The organism is Pseudomonas sp. GW823-FHT01D03, assembly GCF_058798255.1.
In genome coordinates this window covers 4,378,241-4,396,956 of record NZ_JBXAKK010000001.1, presented here as the reverse complement: position 1 = coordinate 4,396,956, position 18,716 = coordinate 4,378,241, and the positions used below count along the sequence as shown (strand labels likewise).

Here is an 18,716-nt window from a genome sequence, read left to right as displayed (position 1 = left end):
GGGCTTTTTTACGTCTGTCGAATAGCGCGCAAATCCGTACAGTTGTAGCTGACACTGCACTGTACGGTCGACTATGGTGGCAACTGTCCCAGTACACTTCTAAACTGTTCCGGTATTGTTTCACACAAGAATAAAATGCCCGTGAAATCGAGTGCTGCGTCATGACCAACCTCTTGCTCTACCAACGTATTGCTCAACAACTGGCGGAAGACATCCGGCGAGGTGTCTATCAGCCCGGAGAACGCGTGCCGTCGGTGCGCAAGATGAGTTCGCAGCTCAATGTCAGCCATGCAACGGTGTTGCAGGCTTACGCCAATCTCGAAGATCAGGGCCTGATCCGCGCACGGCCGCAGTCCGGTTACTACGTGCACCAGACCCCGGCACTGACAGCGCCGACCCCAGACATCGCTCGGGTCGAACGGCCAGGGCTGGTCACCCGCGCCAGCATCATTCAGCAAGTGCTGGTCGAATCCCGTCGCGAAGGGGTGTTCCCGTTGGGCGCTGCGGTGCCGAGTGTCGAATACCTCCCGGTGCGTGCGCTGCATCAGCAACTGGCCAAGGTCACCCGATTCCATAGCCCACGCGCGTTCAGTTACATGTTCAGCCCCGGTTTCGAACCGCTGCGTCGGCAAGTGGCGATCCGCATGCGCGATGCCGGGGTCGTCGTCGATCCTTCGGAAGTGGTGATCACCCACGGTTGTGTCGATGCGTTGCAGATGTCGCTGCGGGTGCTGACCCGTCCGGGCGACCTGATCGCCGCCGAATCGCCAACCTATTACGGCTTGCTGCAACTCGCCGACCTGTTGGGCCTGAAAGTGATCGAGATCCCCAGCGATCCGGCCACCGGCATGAGCCTCGAAGCCCTGCAACTGGCGGCGAATCAATGGTCGATCAAGGCCCTGGTTCTGACCACTCGCCTGAGCAATCCATTGGGCGGCACCATGCCGGAAGAGCGGCAGAAACAATTGCTGCGCCTGGCTTCTGACTTCGATATCCAGATCGTCGAAGACGACATCTATGGCGAGTTGATGTTCGAACAGGGCCGCACCAAAGCCCTCAAGGCCTACGATCGGCTGGATCGGGTGATCTACTGCTCGAGTTTCTCCAAGACGTTGTCGCCGGGTGTGCGTGTCGGCTGGATGATCGCCGGCAAGTATCAGCAGGAAATCCAGCGTCTGCAGACCTTCACCACGCATTCGGCGTGCAGCGTGACGCAAATGGCGATTGCCGCTTATCTGGAAAATGGCGGTTATGACCGGCATTTACGGTACATCCGTCAGGAATACCGAAAAAACCTCAGCGCGTTCCAGCTGGCGGTGCAGCAGTACTTCCCTGAAGGCACGCAAATGACCCGGCCCACGGGCGGTTTCATCCTCTGGGTGAGTCTGCCGGGCAGGGTCAATACCCAGGAATTGCATGTCCGCGCATTGCAGCAGGGGATCAGCATTGCACCGGGGCTGATCTTCAGTAATACCGAGCAGTTCAACCACTGTATCCGCCTGAACTGCGGCACGCCGTGGAATCGCGAGGCGGAAAGGGCGCTGATGACCCTCGGTTTGCTGGCGACGCAGTTGTGTCAGGAAACCGCAGGCGGTTTCTGAACGAGTGGCGCACCGCGCTTGTCTTGTGACGCTCAACAGGCGAGCATATGGCCCTCTGCCGTTAGTGTTGTAGGGCTCATGAAAGCGATTTTGCCTACTGCCTGGATTTTGTTTGGTGTATTGACGATGGGCCTTGCGCCCGGTGTCATGGCAGCCGCCGTTCAGGAAAAGCCTGCGGCTTCAGCTCCGGCGAGCAAAACGGCCAGCAACAAAGCCGTTGCGGATAAAAAAGCTCAGACTAAAAAAGCCCCGCAGAAGAAGGCCGCCCCGGTGAAGAAACGCCCCCCGGTCGCGTCCAAGTCGAAATCGGCCAGTGAGGTGGCGAAAACCCGACTGCCACCGGCCAAGCTCGATCTGAGTCTGCCCAAGGACATGGTTCAGCAACTCAAACCTGCCGGCACCGTGCCGATGCCAAAAAACGACGCGATCCTGCCGCAGATGTTTGGCGAGAAGAACAGCGGCTTTCAGCTCAACGGCCGCCTGCTCAGCAACGAAATGCAGTTGCAGCTGCGCAACGAAGAGCGCCGCGATGTCGAAGGCGCCGCGCTGGATTTCGAGTTCAAACAGTAAATTCAATCGACCCGTGACCCGCAGACCAGACGCTTTGTCGCAGACTGGTCAGTCACATTCAGTTATCGCTAAAAACCCCGGTTCAGGGAATTTGAAACAACCGTTTTAGCGGTTACTCTGTCCGTGTCTCTTTAACACATTGCCCGTCGCGAGGACTTGCTCGTCATGAAATGCCGTGAAGGCTGTGGCGCTTGCTGCATTGCCCCGTCCATCAGCTCTGCCATTCCGGGCATGCCCAACGGCAAACCTGCCGGCGAACGTTGCGTGCAACTCTCGGTCGAAAACCTGTGCAGCATTTTCGGCCAGCCGGAGCGTCCGGCGGTCTGTTCAGGATTCGCCGCCGATGTCGAAGTCTGCGGCAGCAGCTCGGAAGAGGCGATCAGGTTGATCGGCTGGTGGGAGCAGATGACGGCGGCGTGATGTGTCAAACGAACGGAACTTCAACAATAAGGAATAAGACTATGGGTTCGCTGCATCGTATCGCTGTGTTGTGTGGTTTGACCGCTGTGCTGGCCACTTCGGTTGCTCAGGCTGAGGACTGGAAGGTTGCCAAGAACGAAGACGGAATCAAGGTCTCGCTGGCTGAAGTGCCGGGTTCTGATTACAAGTCCTATCAGGGTGTTGCCCTGATGAAGACCACCATTGCCAAACTGCGTGCCTTGCAGGAAGACGTTGCCGGAGCCTGCGCCTGGATTCACGAATGCAAAACCCAGAAGCTGCTCAAGCACGAGGGCGATCAGAGCTGGACCTACACCCAGTTCAATACGCCGTGGCCAGTGACCCCACGTGATTCGGTGTTGCATATCACCACGGTGGAGGGCGCCGATGGCAGCCTGACCCGCAACCTCGAAGGCGTACCGAAGTACATTCCCGAAGAGAAAGGCTTTGTCCGTGTCGCTCAGGTCAAGGGTTTCTGGAAGTTCGTACCCAAGGGTGATCAGGTCGAAGTGATCTACCAGGTGCACACCGAGCCCGGCGGCAGCGTGCCGAGCATGATCGCCAACAAGTTCGTGGTCGATGCGCCATTCAATACGCTTAAAGCCTTGAAGGAGCGCGCCGAGAAGTAATTTTCGCGCTGACAGCAAAACGCCCCGACCGAATCGGGGCGTTTTGTTTTGTCGTTATATTGTGTTTCCAGATATGCGTTGGACGAAATTTTCACAACGTGTTCCCGACAATTCGCCCGCGTAATTCAGTTTGTCCCCCGCCCGAATGCTTGTATGAAAGAGTCGGGCAATGGGGCAGTAATCAATGGCAATGCTGCCGTTGATCGTGCAACATTTGCGCACCGCGCACGCCCCGGGGCCTGGAATGGCCAATAGAGGGCATGGCGCCGCTGTATTTTGCAACTTCAACTTCCAATGGGTCCTAAAACGACATGGCAAACCCGGACGCCCTGAATCAGCAGCGATCTTCCGCTCGCCTGCTGCAACCGACCGTCAAATCGCATCTGGCCTATACGCTGCTGTGTGCCCTGGTCATGATGGTGATGTTTTCCGTGCTGCGCCTCGCGCTGCTGGTCTACAACCGCGAGATGATCCTCGACACTCCCGCTTCGACCTTCCTCGAAGCCTTCGCCAATGGCTTGCGTTTCGACTTGCGCCTGGTGGTCTACATCTGCGTTCCGCTGGTGCTGGCACTGTTCAGCGCTCGTGCAATGGCTGCGCGCGGTTTCTTCCGCTTTTGGCTGACCGTGACGTCGAGCATCGCGCTGTTCCTCGGCCTGATGGAGATGGACTTCTACCGCGAGTTCCACCAGCGCCTCAACGGCCTGGTCTTCCAGTATGTGAAGGAAGACCCGAAAACCGTGATGAGCATGCTCTGGTACGGTTTCCCGGTAGTGCGTTACCTGCTGGCGTGGGTCATCGGCACCGTGATCCTGACTCTGGCCTTCAAGGGCGCCGACCGTGCGACCCGTCCACGCGGCCCGTTCAGCGGCGGCAACGTCGGCACCCGTCAGGTAGCGCCGTGGTACACCCGCCTGGCGGTGTTCGTGGTCTGCCTGCTGATCTGCGTGGTGGCGGCCCGTGGCACGCTGCGCCAAGGTCCACCGATGCGCTGGGGTGACGTCTACACCACCGATTCCAACTTCGCCAACCAGCTCGGCCTCAACGGCACGCTGTCGCTGATCGAGGCCGCCAAGTCCCGCATGGGCGAGGATCGCGATAACATCTGGAAAGCCACGCTGCCGCAGGAGCAAGCACAGAAAGTCGTGCGTGACATGCTGCTGATGCCTGACGACAAACTGGTCGATGCCGATATTGCCGCCGTGCGCCGTGATTACATGCCACCGGCCGACAAGACCCTGCCGATCAAGAACGTCGTTGTGATCCTCATGGAAAGCATGGCCGGTCACTCGGTGGGCGCCTTGGGCGCGCCGGGCAATATCACGCCTTACCTGGACAAGCTGTCCAAGGAAGGCCTGCTGTTCGACCGTTTCTTCTCCAACGGTACGCACACCCACCAGGGCATGTTCGCGACCATGGCCTGCTTCCCGAACCTGCCTGGCTTCGAATACCTGATGCAGACTCCGGAAGGTAGCCACAAGCTGTCCGGCCTGCCGCAGGTGCTCAGCGCTCGTGACTATGACGACGTGTACGTCTACAACGGCGACTTCGCCTGGGACAACCAGTCGGGCTTCTTCAGCAACCAGGGTATGACCAACTTTGTGGGTCGTAACGACTTCGTCAACCCGGTGTTCTCCGATCCGACCTGGGGCGTGTCCGACCAGGACATGTTCAACCGTGGTCTGGAGGAGCTGAAGGCGCGGGAAAACGGCAAGCCGTTCTACGCGCTGCTGCAAACCCTGTCCAACCACACGCCGTATGCCTTGCCGACGCCATTACCGGTCGAGCGCGTCACCGACCGCGGTTCGTTGAACGAGCATTTGACCGCCATGCGTTACTCCGACTGGGCTCTGGGTCAGTTCTTCGAGAAGGCGCGCAAAGAGCCGTACTTCAAGGAAACCCTGTTCGTGATCGTCGGTGACCACGGTTTCGGCAACGAGCGCCAGATCACCGAAATGGACCTGGGCCGCTTCAACGTGCCAATGCTGATGATCGCCCCGGGCATCCAGGAGAAGTTCGGTACCCGTGACCACACCGTTGGCACGCAGATCGACATCGTGCCGACCATCATGGGTCGTCTGGGTGGCGAAGTGCGTCACCAGTGCTGGGGGCGCGACCTGCTCAACCTGCCGGCCGGCGACACCGGTTTCGGTGTGATCAAGCCATCGGGCAGCGAGCAGACCACCGCCATCGTCACCGCCGACCAGATTCTGGTGCTGCCGAGAGAGAAGGAAATGGCGCCGAAGGTCTACCAGTATCAACTGGGCGCGAACCCTTCTGCTGAGGTCATTGCGGACGCACCGCGTACCGCGGAACTGAAACTCAAGCTTGAAGCGTTCCTGCAAACGGCGACCAAGAGCCTGATGGACAACACTGCCGGTGTCGTCAACGGCAAGCCGGACTGATAAAACCGCTGCATAAAAAAGAGGCCCCTGAGGGCCTCTTTTTTTTGTCTTGGGGTTTTATATCCTGCCGAGTAACAGCAAGACCAGCAGCACCACCAACACCACGCCAATAATGCCCGAAGGACCGTAACCCCAACTTCTGGAGTGCGGGAAGACCGGCAGACCACCGATCAGCAACAGGATCAGGATAATGATAAGAATTGTGCCCATGTCGATTTCCTTGTTTATAGCGTTCGAGAAGACTTGGTGTTCAAGGGCGACTGGAGGCTAACTAATTCCAGACGGCTTACAAATTCCGACCGGTGCGAATGAAAGAAAATTCAATGTTTTTTTAATGTATTTGGATTACTCGCTTATTTCCTTTAAAGCGCAAGATCAGAAGATCGCAGCCTTCGGCAGCTACTACAGAGAACTGATCTAGGAGCTGCCGAAGGCTGCGATCTTTTGATCCCGTATTCAGCAATCTGATGGAGCGTGGGTGGCCAGTATTCCTTCGCTACACTCCGCTCATCTCCTACAGAACAACAAGGCTGTCTGCTATGCAAAATCGCATGATGATCACGGGTGCGGGCTCAGGTTTAGGTCGCGAAATCGCGTTGCGCTGGGCGCGTGAAGGCTGGCAGCTGGCCTTGTCCGACGTCAGCGAGCCGGGCCTGCAGGAAACCCTGAAACTGGTGCGCGAAGCCGGCGGCGACGGTTTTATCCAGCGTTGCGATGTGCGTGATTACAGCCAGCTCACGGCGTTTGCCCAGGCCTGCGAGGAGAAGCTTGGCGGCATCGATGTCATCGTCAACAACGCTGGCGTGGCGTCGGGTGGCTTCTTCAGTGAGTTGTCGCTGGAGGATTGGGACTGGCAGATCGCGATCAACCTGATGGGTGTGGTCAAAGGCTGCAAGGCGTTCCTGCCGCTGCTGGAACAGAGTAAAGGCAAGATCATCAACATCGCCTCGATGGCCGCATTGATGCAGGGCCCGGCGATGAGCAACTACAACGTGGCCAAGGCCGGTGTGGTGGCGCTATCGGAAAGTTTGCTGATCGAACTGGCGCAGCAGGAAGTCAGCGTGCATGTGGTTTGTCCGTCGTTCTTCCAGACCAACTTGCTCGACTCGTTCCGTGGCCCGACGCCGGCCATGAAAGCCCAGGTCGGCAAGTTGCTGGAAAGTTCGCCGATCACGGCTGCCGACATTGCTGACTATATCTACCAGCAAGTGGCCGCCGGCGAGTTCATGATCCTGCCGCACGAGCAGGGGCGCATGGCCTGGGCGATCAAGCAGAAGAACCCGCAACTGCTCTACAACGAGATGACCACCATGGCCGATAAAATGCGTGCCAAGGCCAGACAAACCAACGGCTGAACTTGCCCCGAGGATGACGCGTGGTTAGGGTGGCCGCAATGGTCACCCTGTCGAGACGCATCAATGCTCAACTATCTGTGGTTCTTCCTTGCGGCGCTGTTTGAAATCGCCGGTTGTTTTGCCTTTTTCATGTGGTTGCGCCAGGGCAAAAGTGCCTTGTGGGTGATCCCGGCGCTGCTCAGCCTGACCCTGTTCGCCCTTTTGCTCACCCGCGTCGAAGCGGCTTACGCCGGTCGTGCGTATGCCGCGTATGGCGGGATCTACATCGTCGCGTCGATCGGCTGGCTGGCGGTGGTCGAGCGGGTTCGCCCTTTGGGTTCGGACTGGATCGGCGTGGCGCTGTGCGTGATCGGTGCCAGCGTGATTCTGTTCGGTCCGCGCTTTTCCGCTGCGTGAGGCGAGGCTGCTCAGCGATTTGCAGGAAACGTCTGACGGGCACAGCGCTTGCGGGTGTAGGGCAAGACTGAATTGCTCACCACGCATTGTCGAGCGGGCGTCCACCGCGCATCTTCAGGGCTGGCTAACCCTGAAGGATAAATTCCATGCTTGTACTCAGCCGTGTAGTGGGCGAGTTGATTTCCATCGGTGACGACATTTCCGTGCGCGTGTTGTCAGTCAACGGCTCCAGTGTGCGCTTTGGTGTCGAGGCGCCGCAGAAGGTCAATGTGCACCGTTCTGAAGTCTACAAACGGATCCAGCGCAAACAGGTCACCGAGAAGGTTCGCTAGTCGAACAGGTGCTTGGGCACGTCGTGCTTGAGCATCAGTTGGCATTGCTCGCTTTCCGGATCGAAAACAATCAGCGCCTGACCTTTGGTCAACGCCTGACGTACGCGCAGCACACGAGTTTCCAGCGGTGTGTCATCACCGTTGTCGGTGCCGTCGCGGGTGACGAAGTCTTCGATCAGGCGGGTGAGAGTGTCGACTTCAAGAGCGTCGTAGGGAATCAGCATGGGCACCTCGGCTAAATCAATGACGGGATGCTACGGCGATTGGTGGTTGGCTGCCAGTTTTGTGTGGGCAGTATCGGCCTCATCGCGAGCAGGCTCACTCCTACAGGGAAATGCATTTCAACTGTAGGAGTGAGCCTGCTCGCGATAGCCATAGTTCAGACAACAAGGATTCAGCTGTCCGAACGCTGCCCCACCAGACTGTCCACCGACGGCACCCGGGTATCGCTTTCCATCTGCGTCTCATGCTCGATCTGATGACTGAAGCGATCCAGCGAAGCATTGGCCGGCGCCGCATCACTGGCGAATACCGGCGGACTCAGAATGTACGCCCCGAGCAAACGACTGAGCGCTGCCAGGCTGTCGATGTGCGTACGTTCATAACCATGAGTGGCATCGCAGCCGAAGGCCAGCAGGGCCGTGCGGATGTCGTGCCCGGCGGTGACTGCCGAATGGGCGTCGCTGAAGTAATAGCGGAACAGGTCACGGCGCACCGGCAGTTCGTTTTCCCCGGCCAGGCGCAACAAATGCCGCGACAGGTGATAGTCGTAAGGCCCGCCGGAATCCTGCATTGCCACGCTCACCGCGTGTTCGCTGGAGTGCTGGCCCGGCGCGACCGGCGCGATGTCGATGCCGACGAACTCGCTGACATCCCACGGCAAGGCTGCCGCCGCACCGCTGCCGGTTTCCTCGGTGATGGTGAACAGCGGGTGACAGTCGATCATCAATTCCTGACCGCTCTCGACGATGGCTTTGAGCGCAGCGAGCAACGCCGCAACCCCGGCCTTGTCGTCGAGGTGACGGGCGCTGATGTGACCGCTCTCGGTGAACTCCGGCAGCGGGTCGAACGCCACCACGTCACCGACGCTGATGCCCAGCGAGTCGCAATCGGCCTTGGTCGCGCAGTAGGCATCCAGACGCAGTTCGACGTGATCCCAACTGATCGGCATCTCGTCCACCGCGGTGTTGAATGCGTGCCCGGACGCCATCAGCGGCAGCACACTGCCACGAATCACGCCGTTGTCGGTGAACAGGCTGACCCGGCTGCCCTCGGCGAACCGGCTCGACCAGCAACCGACCGGGGCCAGGGTCAGACGGCCGTTGTCTTTCACCGCACGCACGGCGGCGCCGATGGTGTCGAGGTGCGCGGAGACGGCGCGGTCAGGGCTGTTTTTCTTGCCCTTGAGGGTGGCGCGAATGGTGCCGCGACGGGTCATTTCGAAAGGGATGCCAAGTTCTTCCAGACGCTCGGCGACGTAGCGCACGATGGTGTCGGTGAACCCGGTGGGGCTGGGAATGGCGAGCATTTCCAGGAGGACTTTTTGCAGGTAGTTCAGATCCGGTTCGGGGATTTGAGTGGTCATGGAAACTCCTGATGAGTTGAGGCGCATCGATGGTTTCGATGAGGGGAAAGATTTGTAGTGCCTGATCCGGCCCCTTCGCGAGCAAGCCCGCTCCCACATTTGGAATGCGTTGAACCTGTGGGAGCGGGCTTGCTCGCGAAGGCGTCAGTCCAGACGCCTCGGAATCAAGAAACAGCCGGCTGACTGTGCGGAAACAACAAATCGACAAACCGCTCCGCCGTCGGCTGCGGCTCATGGTTGGCCAGACCGGCACGTTCGTTGGCTTCGATAAACACGTACTCCGGCTGATCCGCCGCCGGCACCATCAAGTCGAGGCCGACCATCGGAATGTCCAGCGCGCGTGCCGCCCGTACCGCTGCATCGACCAGCATCGGGTGCAGGATTGCGGTGACATCTTCCAGCGTGCCGCCGGTGTGCAGATTGGCCGTGCGGCGCACGAACAGATGTTCGCCCGCCGGCAGGATGCTGCTGTAGTCATAACCGGCCGCGTGCAGGGTGCGTTGGGTTTCGTGATCCAGCGGGATCTTGCTCTCGCCACCGGTGGCGGCTTGCCGACGGCGACTCTGAGCTTCGATCAGCGCACCGATCGAATGATGCCCGTCACCGGCCACTTCGGCAGGACGACGAATCGCTGCGGCCACTACTTCAAAACCGATCACCAGAATCCGCAGGTCAAGACCTTCGTGGAAGCTTTCGAGCAGCACGCGGCTGTCAAAACGCTTGGCAGCTTCGATGGCCTGCTGCACCTCTTCGATGCTCTGCAGATCCACCGCCACCCCCTGGCCCTGTTCGCCATCGAGCGGTTTGACCACCACGCGCTGATGCTCATCGAGAAACGCCAGGTTGTCGTCGGCGTTGCCTGCCAGTTGCTGTGAAGGCAGCTTCAGGCCGGCGCCTTTCAACACTTTGTGGGTCAGGCTTTTGTCCTGACACAGACTCATGCTGATCGCGCTGGTCAGGTCGCTCAGCGATTCGCGGCAACGTACCCGACGCCCGCCATGGCTAAGGGTGAACAGCCCGGCTTCGGCATCATCCACTTGCACGTCGATGCCGCGCCGATGCGCTTCCTCGACGATGATCCGCGCGTAAGGGTTGAAGTTGGCTTCCGGCCCGGGCCCGAGGAACAGCGTCTGATTGATGCCGTTCTTGCGCTTGATGGCGAAGGTCGAGAGGTTGCGAAAACCGAGCTTGGCGTAGAGGTTCTTTGCCTGGCGGTTGTCATGCAGCACCGACAGATCCAGATAACTCAAGCCGCGACTCATGAAGTGCTCGATCAAATGCCGCACCAGCACTTCACCGACGCCCGGCCGCGAGCACTGCGGATCCACCGCCAGGCACCACAGGCTGCTGCCATGTTCCGGATCGTTGAAGGCTTTCTGGTGATTGAGGCCCATGACGCTACCGATCACCGCGCCGCTGTCTTCATCTTCGGCGAGCCAGTACACCGGACCGCCCTGATGATGCGGGGTCAATCGTGTTGCATCGATCGGCAACATGCCGCGCGCCTGATACAGCAGATTGATTGCCTGCCAGTCCGCTTCGCTCTGCGCGCGGCGAATGCGGAAACCACGAAACACGCGGGTGGCCTGGCGGTAATCGCTGAACCACAGGCGCAAAGTATCGGACGGATCGAGAAACAGTTGCGTCGGTTCCAGACCGAGAATCTGCTGTGGGGCGGCGACATACAGGGCGATATCGCGTTCGCCGGGCTGCTCGTTGAGCAGTTCCTGAGCCAGCGTCGCCGGGTCAGGGAAGGTGTGGCCGATCAGCAGCCGGCCCCAGCCGCAATGCACGGCGATGGGGTCGGCGCCGAGTTCGCTGCCGTCTTCGGCCAGGCGCGCCTGCAAGCGTTCATACGACGGTGTCTGACCGCGTAACAGGCGCTGATTGATCGCTGTGGCGTGAGGTTTCATCAATCAGATTCCTTGTTCACTGAGCCACAGGTTCAGGGCCGCCAGTTGCCACAGTTTCGAGCCGCGCAATGGCGTCAGTTGGCCTTGCGGATCAGTCAGCAGTTTGTCGAGCATGGCCGGGTTGAACAGGCCACGATCCTGGCTCGGATCCAGCAGCAGTTCACGCACCCAGTTCAGGGTGTCGCCTTGCAAGTGCTTGAGGCCCGGCACCGGGAAGTAACCTTTCTTGCGGTCGATCACTTCGCTTGGAATCACCAGACGTGCAGCTTCTTTGAGTACCTGTTTGCCGCCGTCGGGCAGCTTGAACTGGCCGGGAATTCGCGCCGACAGTTCCACCAGTCGATAGTCGAGGAACGGCGTGCGCGCCTCCAGGCCCCAGGCCATGGTCATGTTGTCGACGCGTTTGACCGGGTCATCCACCAGCATCACCGTGCTGTCCAGACGCAGCGCTTTATCAACCGCAGCCTCGGCGCCGGGCTGGGCGAAATGTTCTTTCACGAAGTCGCCAGCGGCGTCATTCGCGGTCAACCATTTCGGTTGCACGGTGGCAGCGTAGTCCTCGTAGCTGCGGTCAAAAAACGCCGCGCGATAGGCCGCGTATGGATCGGTCGCGCCATCGACTTGCGGGTACCAGTGATAACCGGCGAACAACTCGTCGGCACCCTGGCCGCTTTGCACCACTTTGCAGTGCTTGGCCACTTCGCGCGACAGCAGGTAGAAGGCGATGCAGTCGTGGCTGACCATCGGCTCGCTCATCGCGCGGAAAGCAGCAGGCAGTTGCTCGATGATCTCTTTTTCATCGATACGCAATTGATGATGCTGCGTGCCGTAGTGTTTGGCGATCAGATCGGAATACTGGAATTCATCACCACGCTCGCCGCCAGCATCCTGGAAACCGATGGAAAAGGTCGACAGGTTCTCAACGCCGACTTCACGCAGCAGGCCGACGAGCATGCTCGAATCGACACCGCCGGAAAGCAGCACGCCGACATCCACCGCCGCGCGTTGACGGATTGCCACCGCTTCACGGGTACTGTCGAGCACGCGGTCGCGCCAGTCTTCGAGGGTCAGGTTTTTCTCGTCATCGTGTGGGCCGTAGGGCAGGGTCCACCAGGTTTTCTGCTCGGTGCGGCCATCGGCTTCGACGCGCATCCAGGTCGCTGGCGGCAGCTTTTCAATGCCCGCGAGCAAAGTGCGCGGAGCCGGCACCACCGCATGGAAATTCAGATAGTGATTGAGCGCCACCGGATCGAGGATCGGGTTGATGTCGCCGCCCTTGAGCAGCGCCGGCAGGGCCGAAGCAAAGCGCAAACGCTGCCCGGTACGCGACAGGTACAGTGGCTTGACGCCGAGACGGTCTCGGGCAATGAACAGGCGCTGGGCGTCGCGCTCCCAGATGGCAAACGCGAACATGCCGTTGAGTTTCGGCAGCAGCGCTTCGCCCCAGGCGTGGTAGCCCTTGAGCAGCACTTCGGTGTCGCCACCGGAATAGAAGGCGTAGCCCAGCGCTTCGAGTTCGGCGCGCAGTTCCGGGAAGTTGTAGATCGCGCCATTGAAGGCCAGAGACAAGCCGAGTTGGCTGTCGATCATCGGCTGCGCCGAGCCGTCCGACAGGTCCATGATTTTCAGGCGACGATGGCCCAGGGCAATCGGCCCTTGGGCATGGAAGCCCCACGCGTCGGGGCCGCGAGGGGCCAGGTGATGGGTGATTCGCTCTACCGCTGCAAGGTCTGCAGGTTGATGATCAAAACGTAACTCGCCAGCTAATCCGCACATAAGGTCCTTACCGGTTTTTCCGTTGGGGAGGGGTGATTCCGAGGTCGGCCAAAATGGCCGGTACTCAGAAACTGACCCGCTGCAGATGTGGGAGTTTTAGAACGATGAGTTATAAGAGGGGGGGACTGACCAGCGGCCAGTCGCGATTTTTCATTTGCCGCGAATCAACGTGCGTAAGGCGAAACGGTTGGGATGGCAGGCCTCGGCGACGCTTCGAGGCAGCGGCAGCGGCTCATTGTCCAGCCATGCCGCGAGCAGTTCGCCCGACAGCGGCGCGGTGATCAGCCCGCGTGAACCGTGGCCGCTGTTGACGTACAGGCCATCGAGCCACGGGCAGGTGATGTCCGGCACTTGTCGTGCATCCTTGCTCAACGCCGCATAGGCCTGAGCGAAGGCTGCGCGGTCGGCGAGCGGGCCGACGATCGGCAGATAATCGGGACTGGTGCAGCGGAACGCGGCGCGTCCTTCCAGGGTTTCCGGGGGCAGCTCATTGATGTGCAGACGCGCCACCAGATCGCTGGAGATTTCTTCGAGCATCGCCAGATTGCCCAGGTGTTCGGCGGTGGTCGGTGTCAGGTCATCGCTGTTGAAGTCGAAACTCGCGCCCAGCGTGTGTTCGCCCAAGCGTGCCGGGGCGACATAACCTTCGGCGCAGACCACGGTGCGCAATGCCTGGCTCTCAGCGGTTTGTGGCAGGCGCGTGATCTGCCCGCGAATGCGCTTGAGTGGCAGCTCGGCACTTTGCGCAAAGCGTTTGATCTCCGCCGCGCCGGCCAATATCACCACCGGCGCGCTGGCGAGCACGCGGTCGCCGTCGAGGGCTTGCCACTGACCCTCGACCTTGCGCAGTTCCAGCGCATCGTGATGCTTGAGCAGTTCGATGTTCGCTTGCGCGGCTTGCGCCTGGCACAGCGCGGGTGGATGCACCCAGCCCCCTTCGGGGTAGAACAGCCCGCCGTGGGCCACAGCGATCCCGGCCTGAGTTGCGGCTTGCGGCTGATCGAGCCAGTGCACCAGATCTTCCGGGAACGCCGCGGCCAGTTGCGCCTGACGCTCGGCTTCCTTGGCATTGAAGGCCAGTTGCAGCACACCGCAATCATCCCAGTCGGTGCCGCGTTGCAGGGTTTCCAGCAGGCGGCGGGTGTAGCCGAAGCCGCTGACGATCAGTTGCGACAACGCGGTGCCGTGGGCCGACAACTTCAGGTACAGCACGCCCTGCGGATTGCCCGACGCCTCCTGCGCCACCGCCTCGTGACGCTCCAGCAGACTGACTTGCCAACCGCGCGCGGCGAGGCTGGCAGCGGTCGCACAACCGGCCAGCCCGGCGCCGATCACCAGCGCCCGACGCTCGCCAGTCAGCGGGGCAGGGCGGGCGAACCACGGTTTGTCCGGCAGCGGTGGCGCGACGTCTTGCGGCCAGCCGAGAAACTCGCCGCGCAGGATCTCCCACTTGTGACCGATGCCCGGCGTGCGCTTCATCTTGAACCCGGCGGCGTTGAGCAGACGCCGCACCCAACCGGTGCTGGTGAAGGTGCTGATGGTTGAGCCGGGCGCCGCCAGGCGAGCCAGTTCGACGAACAGCTCGGCGGTCCACATGTCGGGGTTTTTCGCCGGGGCGAAACCGTCGAGAAACCACGCGTCGATTTGCGCATCGAGTTGCGGCAATTGCTCCAGCGCATCGCCGATCAACAGGGTCAGCGTGACCCGGCCATTGCCGAGAACGATCCGCTGAAAGCCCTGATGGATCGCCACGTAATGGGCCAGCAACTGGTCGGCCAGCGGCTTGAGCTGCGGCCACAAGGCCAGGGCCCGTTGCAGGTCCGCCGGGCTCAGCGGGTATTTTTCGACGCTGACGAAATGCAGCCGCGCCCCGGCCACCGCATGCTGTTCGAACAGCTGCCAGGCGCAGAGAAAATTCAGCCCGGTGCCGAAGCCGGTTTCGCCGATCACCAGCCGCCCGTGCGCCGGCAGCGCGGCAAAACGCTCGGCCAGACGGTTCTGTTCGAGGAACACGTAACGGGTTTCATCCAGCCCCGACTGGTCGGAAAAATACACGTCATCGAACACCCGCGAGCGCGGGCGTCCCTGGTCATCCCAGTCGAGTTGGGCGTGGGGCAATACAGGTTTCATGGCAGGCTCGGCAACGACAAGGCGGCCATTCTAGCTGATCGCGCGGAGGGTGCTTGATCCATGGCAAGTGACCCTTGTGTCGAATGCACGATCATCACCGGCTTTTGTGGCGAGGGAGCTTGCTCCCGCCGGGGTGCGCAGCAGCCCCAAAACCTGCGACCACAATTTGTCTGGAGGATGGTGGTTGCAGATCTTGCGACTGCTGCGCAGCCGAGCGGGAGCAAGCTCCCTCGCCACAGTTTGTTCATTCGTCCCACTTGCCATGGTGAGCGGAATTTCTCCGTCGTGCCCATGCCCAATCCGCTAGTCTTGCTGAATCCTGGAAGGAGCCGTCCCCATGTTTGAATCCGCCGAAATCGGCCATGCCATCGACAAAGAGACTTACGACGCGGCTGTGCCTGCACTGCGTGAAGCACTGCTGGAAGCGCAGTTCGAGTTGCAGCAGCAGAAGCGTTTCCCGGTGATCATTTTGATCAACGGCATCGAAGGCGCGGGCAAGGGCGAGACCGTCAAGTTGCTCAACGAGTGGATGGACCCGCGCCTGATCGAGGTGCGCACCTTCGATCAGCAGACCGATGAAGAGCTGGCGCATCCACCGGCCTGGCGTTACTGGCGGATGCTCCCGGCCAAGGGACGGATGGGGGTTTTCTTTGGCAACTGGTACAGCCAGATGCTTCAAGGGCGGGTCCACGGTCTATTCAAGGATCCACGCCTGGACCAGGCGATCAACGCCGCCGAGCGTCTGGAAAAGATGCTCTGCGATGAAGGCGCGCTGATCTTCAAGTTCTGGTTTCACCTGTCCAAGAAGCAGATGAAGGCCCGCCTCAAGGCGTTGGCCGATGACCCGTTGCACAGCTGGCGCATCAGTCCGCTGGACTGGCAGCAATCGCAGACCTACGACAAGTTCGTCAAATACGGCGAGCGCGTGTTGCGCCGCACCAGCCGCGACTACGCGCCGTGGCATGTCATCGAAGGCATGGACGCCAATTACCGCAGTCTGGCGGTCGGCAAGATCCTGCTCGAAGGCCTGCAGAATGCGCTCAAGCGCCCCGAGGTGCATACCGAAGAGGTCAACGCGGCGCCGTTGGGCACGGCGGTCGATCAACTCAACCTGCTCGACAGCCTCGACCTGAACCAGCGGCTGGAAAAGAAAGACTACGAAGAACAACTGATCACCGAGCAGGCGCGGCTGTCCGGGCTGATGCGCGATAAACGCATGCGCCGCCACGCACTGGTGGCGGTGTTCGAAGGCAACGATGCGGCGGGCAAGGGCGGGGCGATCCGCCGGGTCGCTGCGGCGCTCGATCCGCGTCAGTACAGCATCGTGCCGATTGCCGCGCCGACCGAAGAGGAGCGCGCGCAGCCGTATCTCTGGCGCTTCTGGCGGCACCTGCCGGCGCGGGGCAAGTTCACCGTGTTTGATCGCTCCTGGTATGGCCGGGTGCTGGTGGAGCGGGTCGAAGGCTTTTGTAGCCCGGCCGACTGGCTGCGCGCCTACAGCGAGATCAATGATTTCGAAGAGCAGATCGCCGACGCCGGAGTCATCGTCGTCAAGTTCTGGCTGGCGATCGACAAGGACACGCAGATGGAGCGCTTCCAGGCCCGCGAGCAGATTCCGTTCAAGCGCTTCAAGATCACCGAGGATGACTGGCGCAACCGCGACAAGTGGGACGCCTACCGCGCCGCTGTGGGCGACATGGTCGACCGCACCAGCACCGAGATTTCGCCGTGGACGCTGGTCGAGGCCAATGACAAGCGCTGGGCCCGGGTCAAGGTGCTGCGCACGATTAACCGAGCGCTTGAGGAAGCTTTCGCGAAGTCCGACAAACGCGCGAAAAAACACAAGGACTGAGCCGATGGACCCGCATACGCGGGGTGAATGATTGTCGCGGTCGGCGGCAGGGTGGACTTATGCTCGGTTCACTCTCCTCCGACAACAACAATTGAGGTATGCCATGCGTGAAGTGGTGATCGTCGACAGCGTGCGGACCGGCCTGGCCAAGTCCTTTCGCGGCAAGTTCAATCAGACCCGTCCCGACGACATGGCGGCCCATTGCGTCAACGCGCTGCTGTCGCGCAACGACATCGACCCGGCCAGCGTCGAGGACTGCATTGTCGGCGCCGGCTCCAACGAGGGCGCGCAGGGTTACAACATCGGCCGCAACGTGGCGGTGCTCTCGCACCTGGGCACGAATGTGGCCGGCATGACCCTCAACCGTTTCTGCTCGTCGGGGTTGCAGGCGATTGCGATTGCCGCCAACCAGATCGCCTCCGGTTGCAGCGACATCATTGTTGCCGGTGGCGTCGAGTCGATCAGCCTGACCCTGAAAAGCGTCAACACCGATCACCTGATCAACCCGCTGCTCAAGCAGCAGGTCCCGGGCATCTACTACACCATGGGCCAGACCGCCGAAGTGGTTGCGCGGCGCTATGCCGTCAGCCGCGAGGCGCAGGATCGTTACGCGCTGCAAAGCCAGTTGCGCACTGCTCAGGCGCAGGCGGCCGGGCTGTTCAATGATGAAATAGTGCCGATGGCGGTCAAGTACCGGGTCGAGGACAAAAACAGCGGTGAGGTGGCGATCCTCGACGGCATCGTCGATCACGACGATTGCAATCGCCCTGAAACAACTTACGAAAGCCTCGCCGGACTGAAGCCGGTATTTGCCGAGGACGGTTCGGTGACGGCCGGCAACTCGTCGCAGCTGTCCGACGGCGCGTCGATGACCCTAGTGATGAGCCTGGAAAAAGCCCTGCAACTGGGGCTCAAGCCGAAGGCGTTTTTCCGTGGTTTCACCGTCGCCGGTTGCGAGCCGGACGAGATGGGCATCGGCCCGGTGTTTTCGGTGCCGAAACTGCTCAAGGCCAAAGGCTTGCAGGTGGCGGACATTGATCTGTGGGAGCTCAACGAGGCGTTTGCTTCGCAGTGCCTGTATGCCCGGGATCGATTGGAGATTGACAACGAAAAATACAACGTCAACGGCGGCTCGATTTCCATCGGCCACCCGTTCGGCATGACCGGGTCGCGGCAGGTCGGGCATCTGGTGCGTGAGTTGCAGCGGCGTGACCTGCGTTACGGCATCGTGACCATGTGCGTGGGGGGCGGGATGGGGGCGACGGGGTTGTTTGAGGCGGTGCGCTGACGGGCCAACACAATCCTTGTGGCGAGGGAGCTTGCTCCCGCTGGGCTGCGGAGCAGACCTGAAATTTCCCGGTAAAGCCTGAAACGAGGGCCGCTGCGCGCCCCAGCGGGAGCAAGCTCCCTCGCCACAGGTTTACGCTGTCTGCGCCTGCATCCGCGCGATATACGCCTGAATCTCCCGCTCTGCCTTCTCGGCGCTGTCGAACGGCCCCTCAAGGGTGTTCTCCCGCGTGCTGAAAAACAGTTCGCCATTGACCCGACACACTCGGTCACTGCGAAAGTGCGTGGCGGGGGCGCTGTCATCGGCGCGCATTCCGTACATGATCGGGCTCCTTGATTAATCCGTTGCAGGGATCCAATCAGCTTATGCCTGAAGCACTTGGCGCGCCTCGTCAGCCGATCAACGGCAAAGCGTCAATTTAATGCTGCGACCTGCACAGTTTCATT

Annotated in this window: 17 protein-coding genes; 10 read left to right on the top strand and 7 right to left on the bottom strand. The window is 60.7% G+C overall.

Features of this window, described 5'->3' with window-relative positions; genetic code table 11:
• Window positions 1-161: 161 nt before the first annotated feature.
• The 5 genes from AC1RBR_RS19270 to AC1RBR_RS19250 all read left to right on the top strand — a co-directional run bounded on the left by AC1RBR_RS19270 (window position 162) and on the right by AC1RBR_RS19250 (window position 5,643).
• Window positions 162-1,601 carry an aminotransferase-like domain-containing protein gene (locus AC1RBR_RS19270; RefSeq protein ID WP_064588649.1) on the top strand — a complete coding sequence of 480 codons (1,440 nt, stop codon included), beginning with the start codon at window positions 162-164 and terminating at the stop codon, window positions 1,599-1,601.
• 78 nt (window positions 1,602-1,679) lie between these two features.
• Window positions 1,680-2,171 carry a translation initiation factor 2 gene (locus AC1RBR_RS19265; RefSeq protein WP_456017680.1) on the top strand — a complete coding sequence of 164 codons (492 nt, stop codon included), beginning with the start codon at window positions 1,680-1,682 and terminating at the stop codon, window positions 2,169-2,171.
• Between the two features lie 165 nt (window positions 2,172-2,336).
• Window positions 2,337-2,591, top strand: coding sequence for a YkgJ family cysteine cluster protein (locus AC1RBR_RS19260; protein ID WP_027612393.1), 255 nt, complete (start codon window positions 2,337-2,339; stop codon window positions 2,589-2,591).
• Between the two features lie 41 nt (window positions 2,592-2,632).
• Complete coding sequence (locus AC1RBR_RS19255) at window positions 2,633-3,238, top strand: START domain-containing protein (RefSeq protein ID WP_095137242.1); 606 nt, start codon at window positions 2,633-2,635, stop codon at window positions 3,236-3,238.
• A gap of 311 nt (window positions 3,239-3,549) precedes the next feature.
• Entirely contained in the window at window positions 3,550-5,643 is a 2,094-nt protein-coding gene (locus tag AC1RBR_RS19250; protein WP_095137243.1) for an LTA synthase family protein, read from the top strand.
• A 57-nt stretch (window positions 5,644-5,700) separates the two neighbouring features.
• Here the strand turns inward: AC1RBR_RS19250 and AC1RBR_RS19245 are convergent, their stop codons facing one another.
• A complete protein-coding gene (locus tag AC1RBR_RS19245) occupies window positions 5,701-5,859 on the bottom strand; it encodes a DUF3309 family protein (RefSeq protein ID WP_169432680.1) in 159 nt (52 codons plus the stop codon).
• A 323-nt stretch (window positions 5,860-6,182) separates the two neighbouring features.
• Between AC1RBR_RS19245 and AC1RBR_RS19240 the strand changes: the two genes are divergently transcribed.
• From AC1RBR_RS19240 to csrA, 3 genes are all read left to right on the top strand, one after another.
• A complete protein-coding gene (locus AC1RBR_RS19240) occupies window positions 6,183-6,998 on the top strand; it encodes an SDR family oxidoreductase (RefSeq protein ID WP_095137244.1) in 816 nt (271 codons plus the stop codon).
• A gap of 63 nt (window positions 6,999-7,061) precedes the next feature.
• Complete coding sequence (locus tag AC1RBR_RS19235) at window positions 7,062-7,394, top strand: YnfA family protein (protein WP_003226957.1); 333 nt, start codon at window positions 7,062-7,064, stop codon at window positions 7,392-7,394.
• 146 nt (window positions 7,395-7,540) lie between these two features.
• On the top strand, window positions 7,541-7,726 hold the full coding sequence (csrA, locus tag AC1RBR_RS19230; protein ID WP_253149893.1) for a carbon storage regulator CsrA: 186 nt from the start codon (window positions 7,541-7,543) through the stop codon (window positions 7,724-7,726).
• Here csrA and AC1RBR_RS19225 read toward each other — a convergent pair.
• The 5 genes from AC1RBR_RS19225 to mnmC form a co-directional block, all read right to left on the bottom strand.
• On the bottom strand, window positions 7,723-7,950 hold the full coding sequence (locus AC1RBR_RS19225; protein ID WP_003192759.1) for a YheU family protein: 228 nt from the start codon (window positions 7,948-7,950) through the stop codon (window positions 7,723-7,725). The two genes, csrA and AC1RBR_RS19225, sit on opposite strands and share 4 nt — an antisense overlap.
• A 170-nt stretch (window positions 7,951-8,120) precedes the next feature.
• Window positions 8,121-9,311, bottom strand: coding sequence for an osmoprotectant NAGGN system M42 family peptidase (locus tag AC1RBR_RS19220; RefSeq protein ID WP_150368286.1), 1,191 nt, complete (start codon window positions 9,309-9,311; stop codon window positions 8,121-8,123).
• Between the two features lie 164 nt (window positions 9,312-9,475).
• A complete protein-coding gene (gene ngg / locus AC1RBR_RS19215) occupies window positions 9,476-11,224 on the bottom strand; it encodes an N-acetylglutaminylglutamine synthetase (protein WP_492566151.1) in 1,749 nt (582 codons plus the stop codon).
• 3 nt (window positions 11,225-11,227) lie between these two features.
• Window positions 11,228-13,000, bottom strand: coding sequence for an N-acetylglutaminylglutamine amidotransferase (locus AC1RBR_RS19210; protein WP_492566149.1), 1,773 nt, complete (start codon window positions 12,998-13,000; stop codon window positions 11,228-11,230).
• A gap of 150 nt (window positions 13,001-13,150) precedes the next feature.
• Window positions 13,151-15,130, bottom strand: a complete 1,980-nt coding sequence (gene mnmC, locus AC1RBR_RS19205; RefSeq protein ID WP_492566148.1) for a bifunctional tRNA (5-methylaminomethyl-2-thiouridine)(34)-methyltransferase MnmC2/FAD-dependent 5-carboxymethylaminomethyl-2-thiouridine(34) oxidoreductase MnmC1 — start codon at window positions 15,128-15,130, stop codon at window positions 13,151-13,153.
• Window positions 15,131-15,467: 337 nt separating this feature from the next.
• On the opposite strand from mnmC, the gene pap reads away from it, so the two are divergent.
• Window positions 15,468-16,982, top strand: coding sequence for a polyphosphate:AMP phosphotransferase (gene pap, locus AC1RBR_RS19200; protein ID WP_247268167.1), 1,515 nt, complete (start codon window positions 15,468-15,470; stop codon window positions 16,980-16,982).
• Between the two features lie 103 nt (window positions 16,983-17,085).
• On the top strand, window positions 17,086-18,270 hold the full coding sequence (locus AC1RBR_RS19195) for a thiolase family protein (protein ID WP_492566145.1): 1,185 nt from the start codon (window positions 17,086-17,088) through the stop codon (window positions 18,268-18,270).
• Window positions 18,271-18,402: 132 nt separating this feature from the next.
• Here the strand turns inward: AC1RBR_RS19195 and AC1RBR_RS19190 are convergent, their stop codons facing one another.
• Window positions 18,403-18,591, bottom strand: coding sequence for a DUF6316 family protein (locus AC1RBR_RS19190; RefSeq protein ID WP_456020352.1), 189 nt, complete (start codon window positions 18,589-18,591; stop codon window positions 18,403-18,405).
• Window positions 18,592-18,716: the final 125 nt, after the last annotated feature.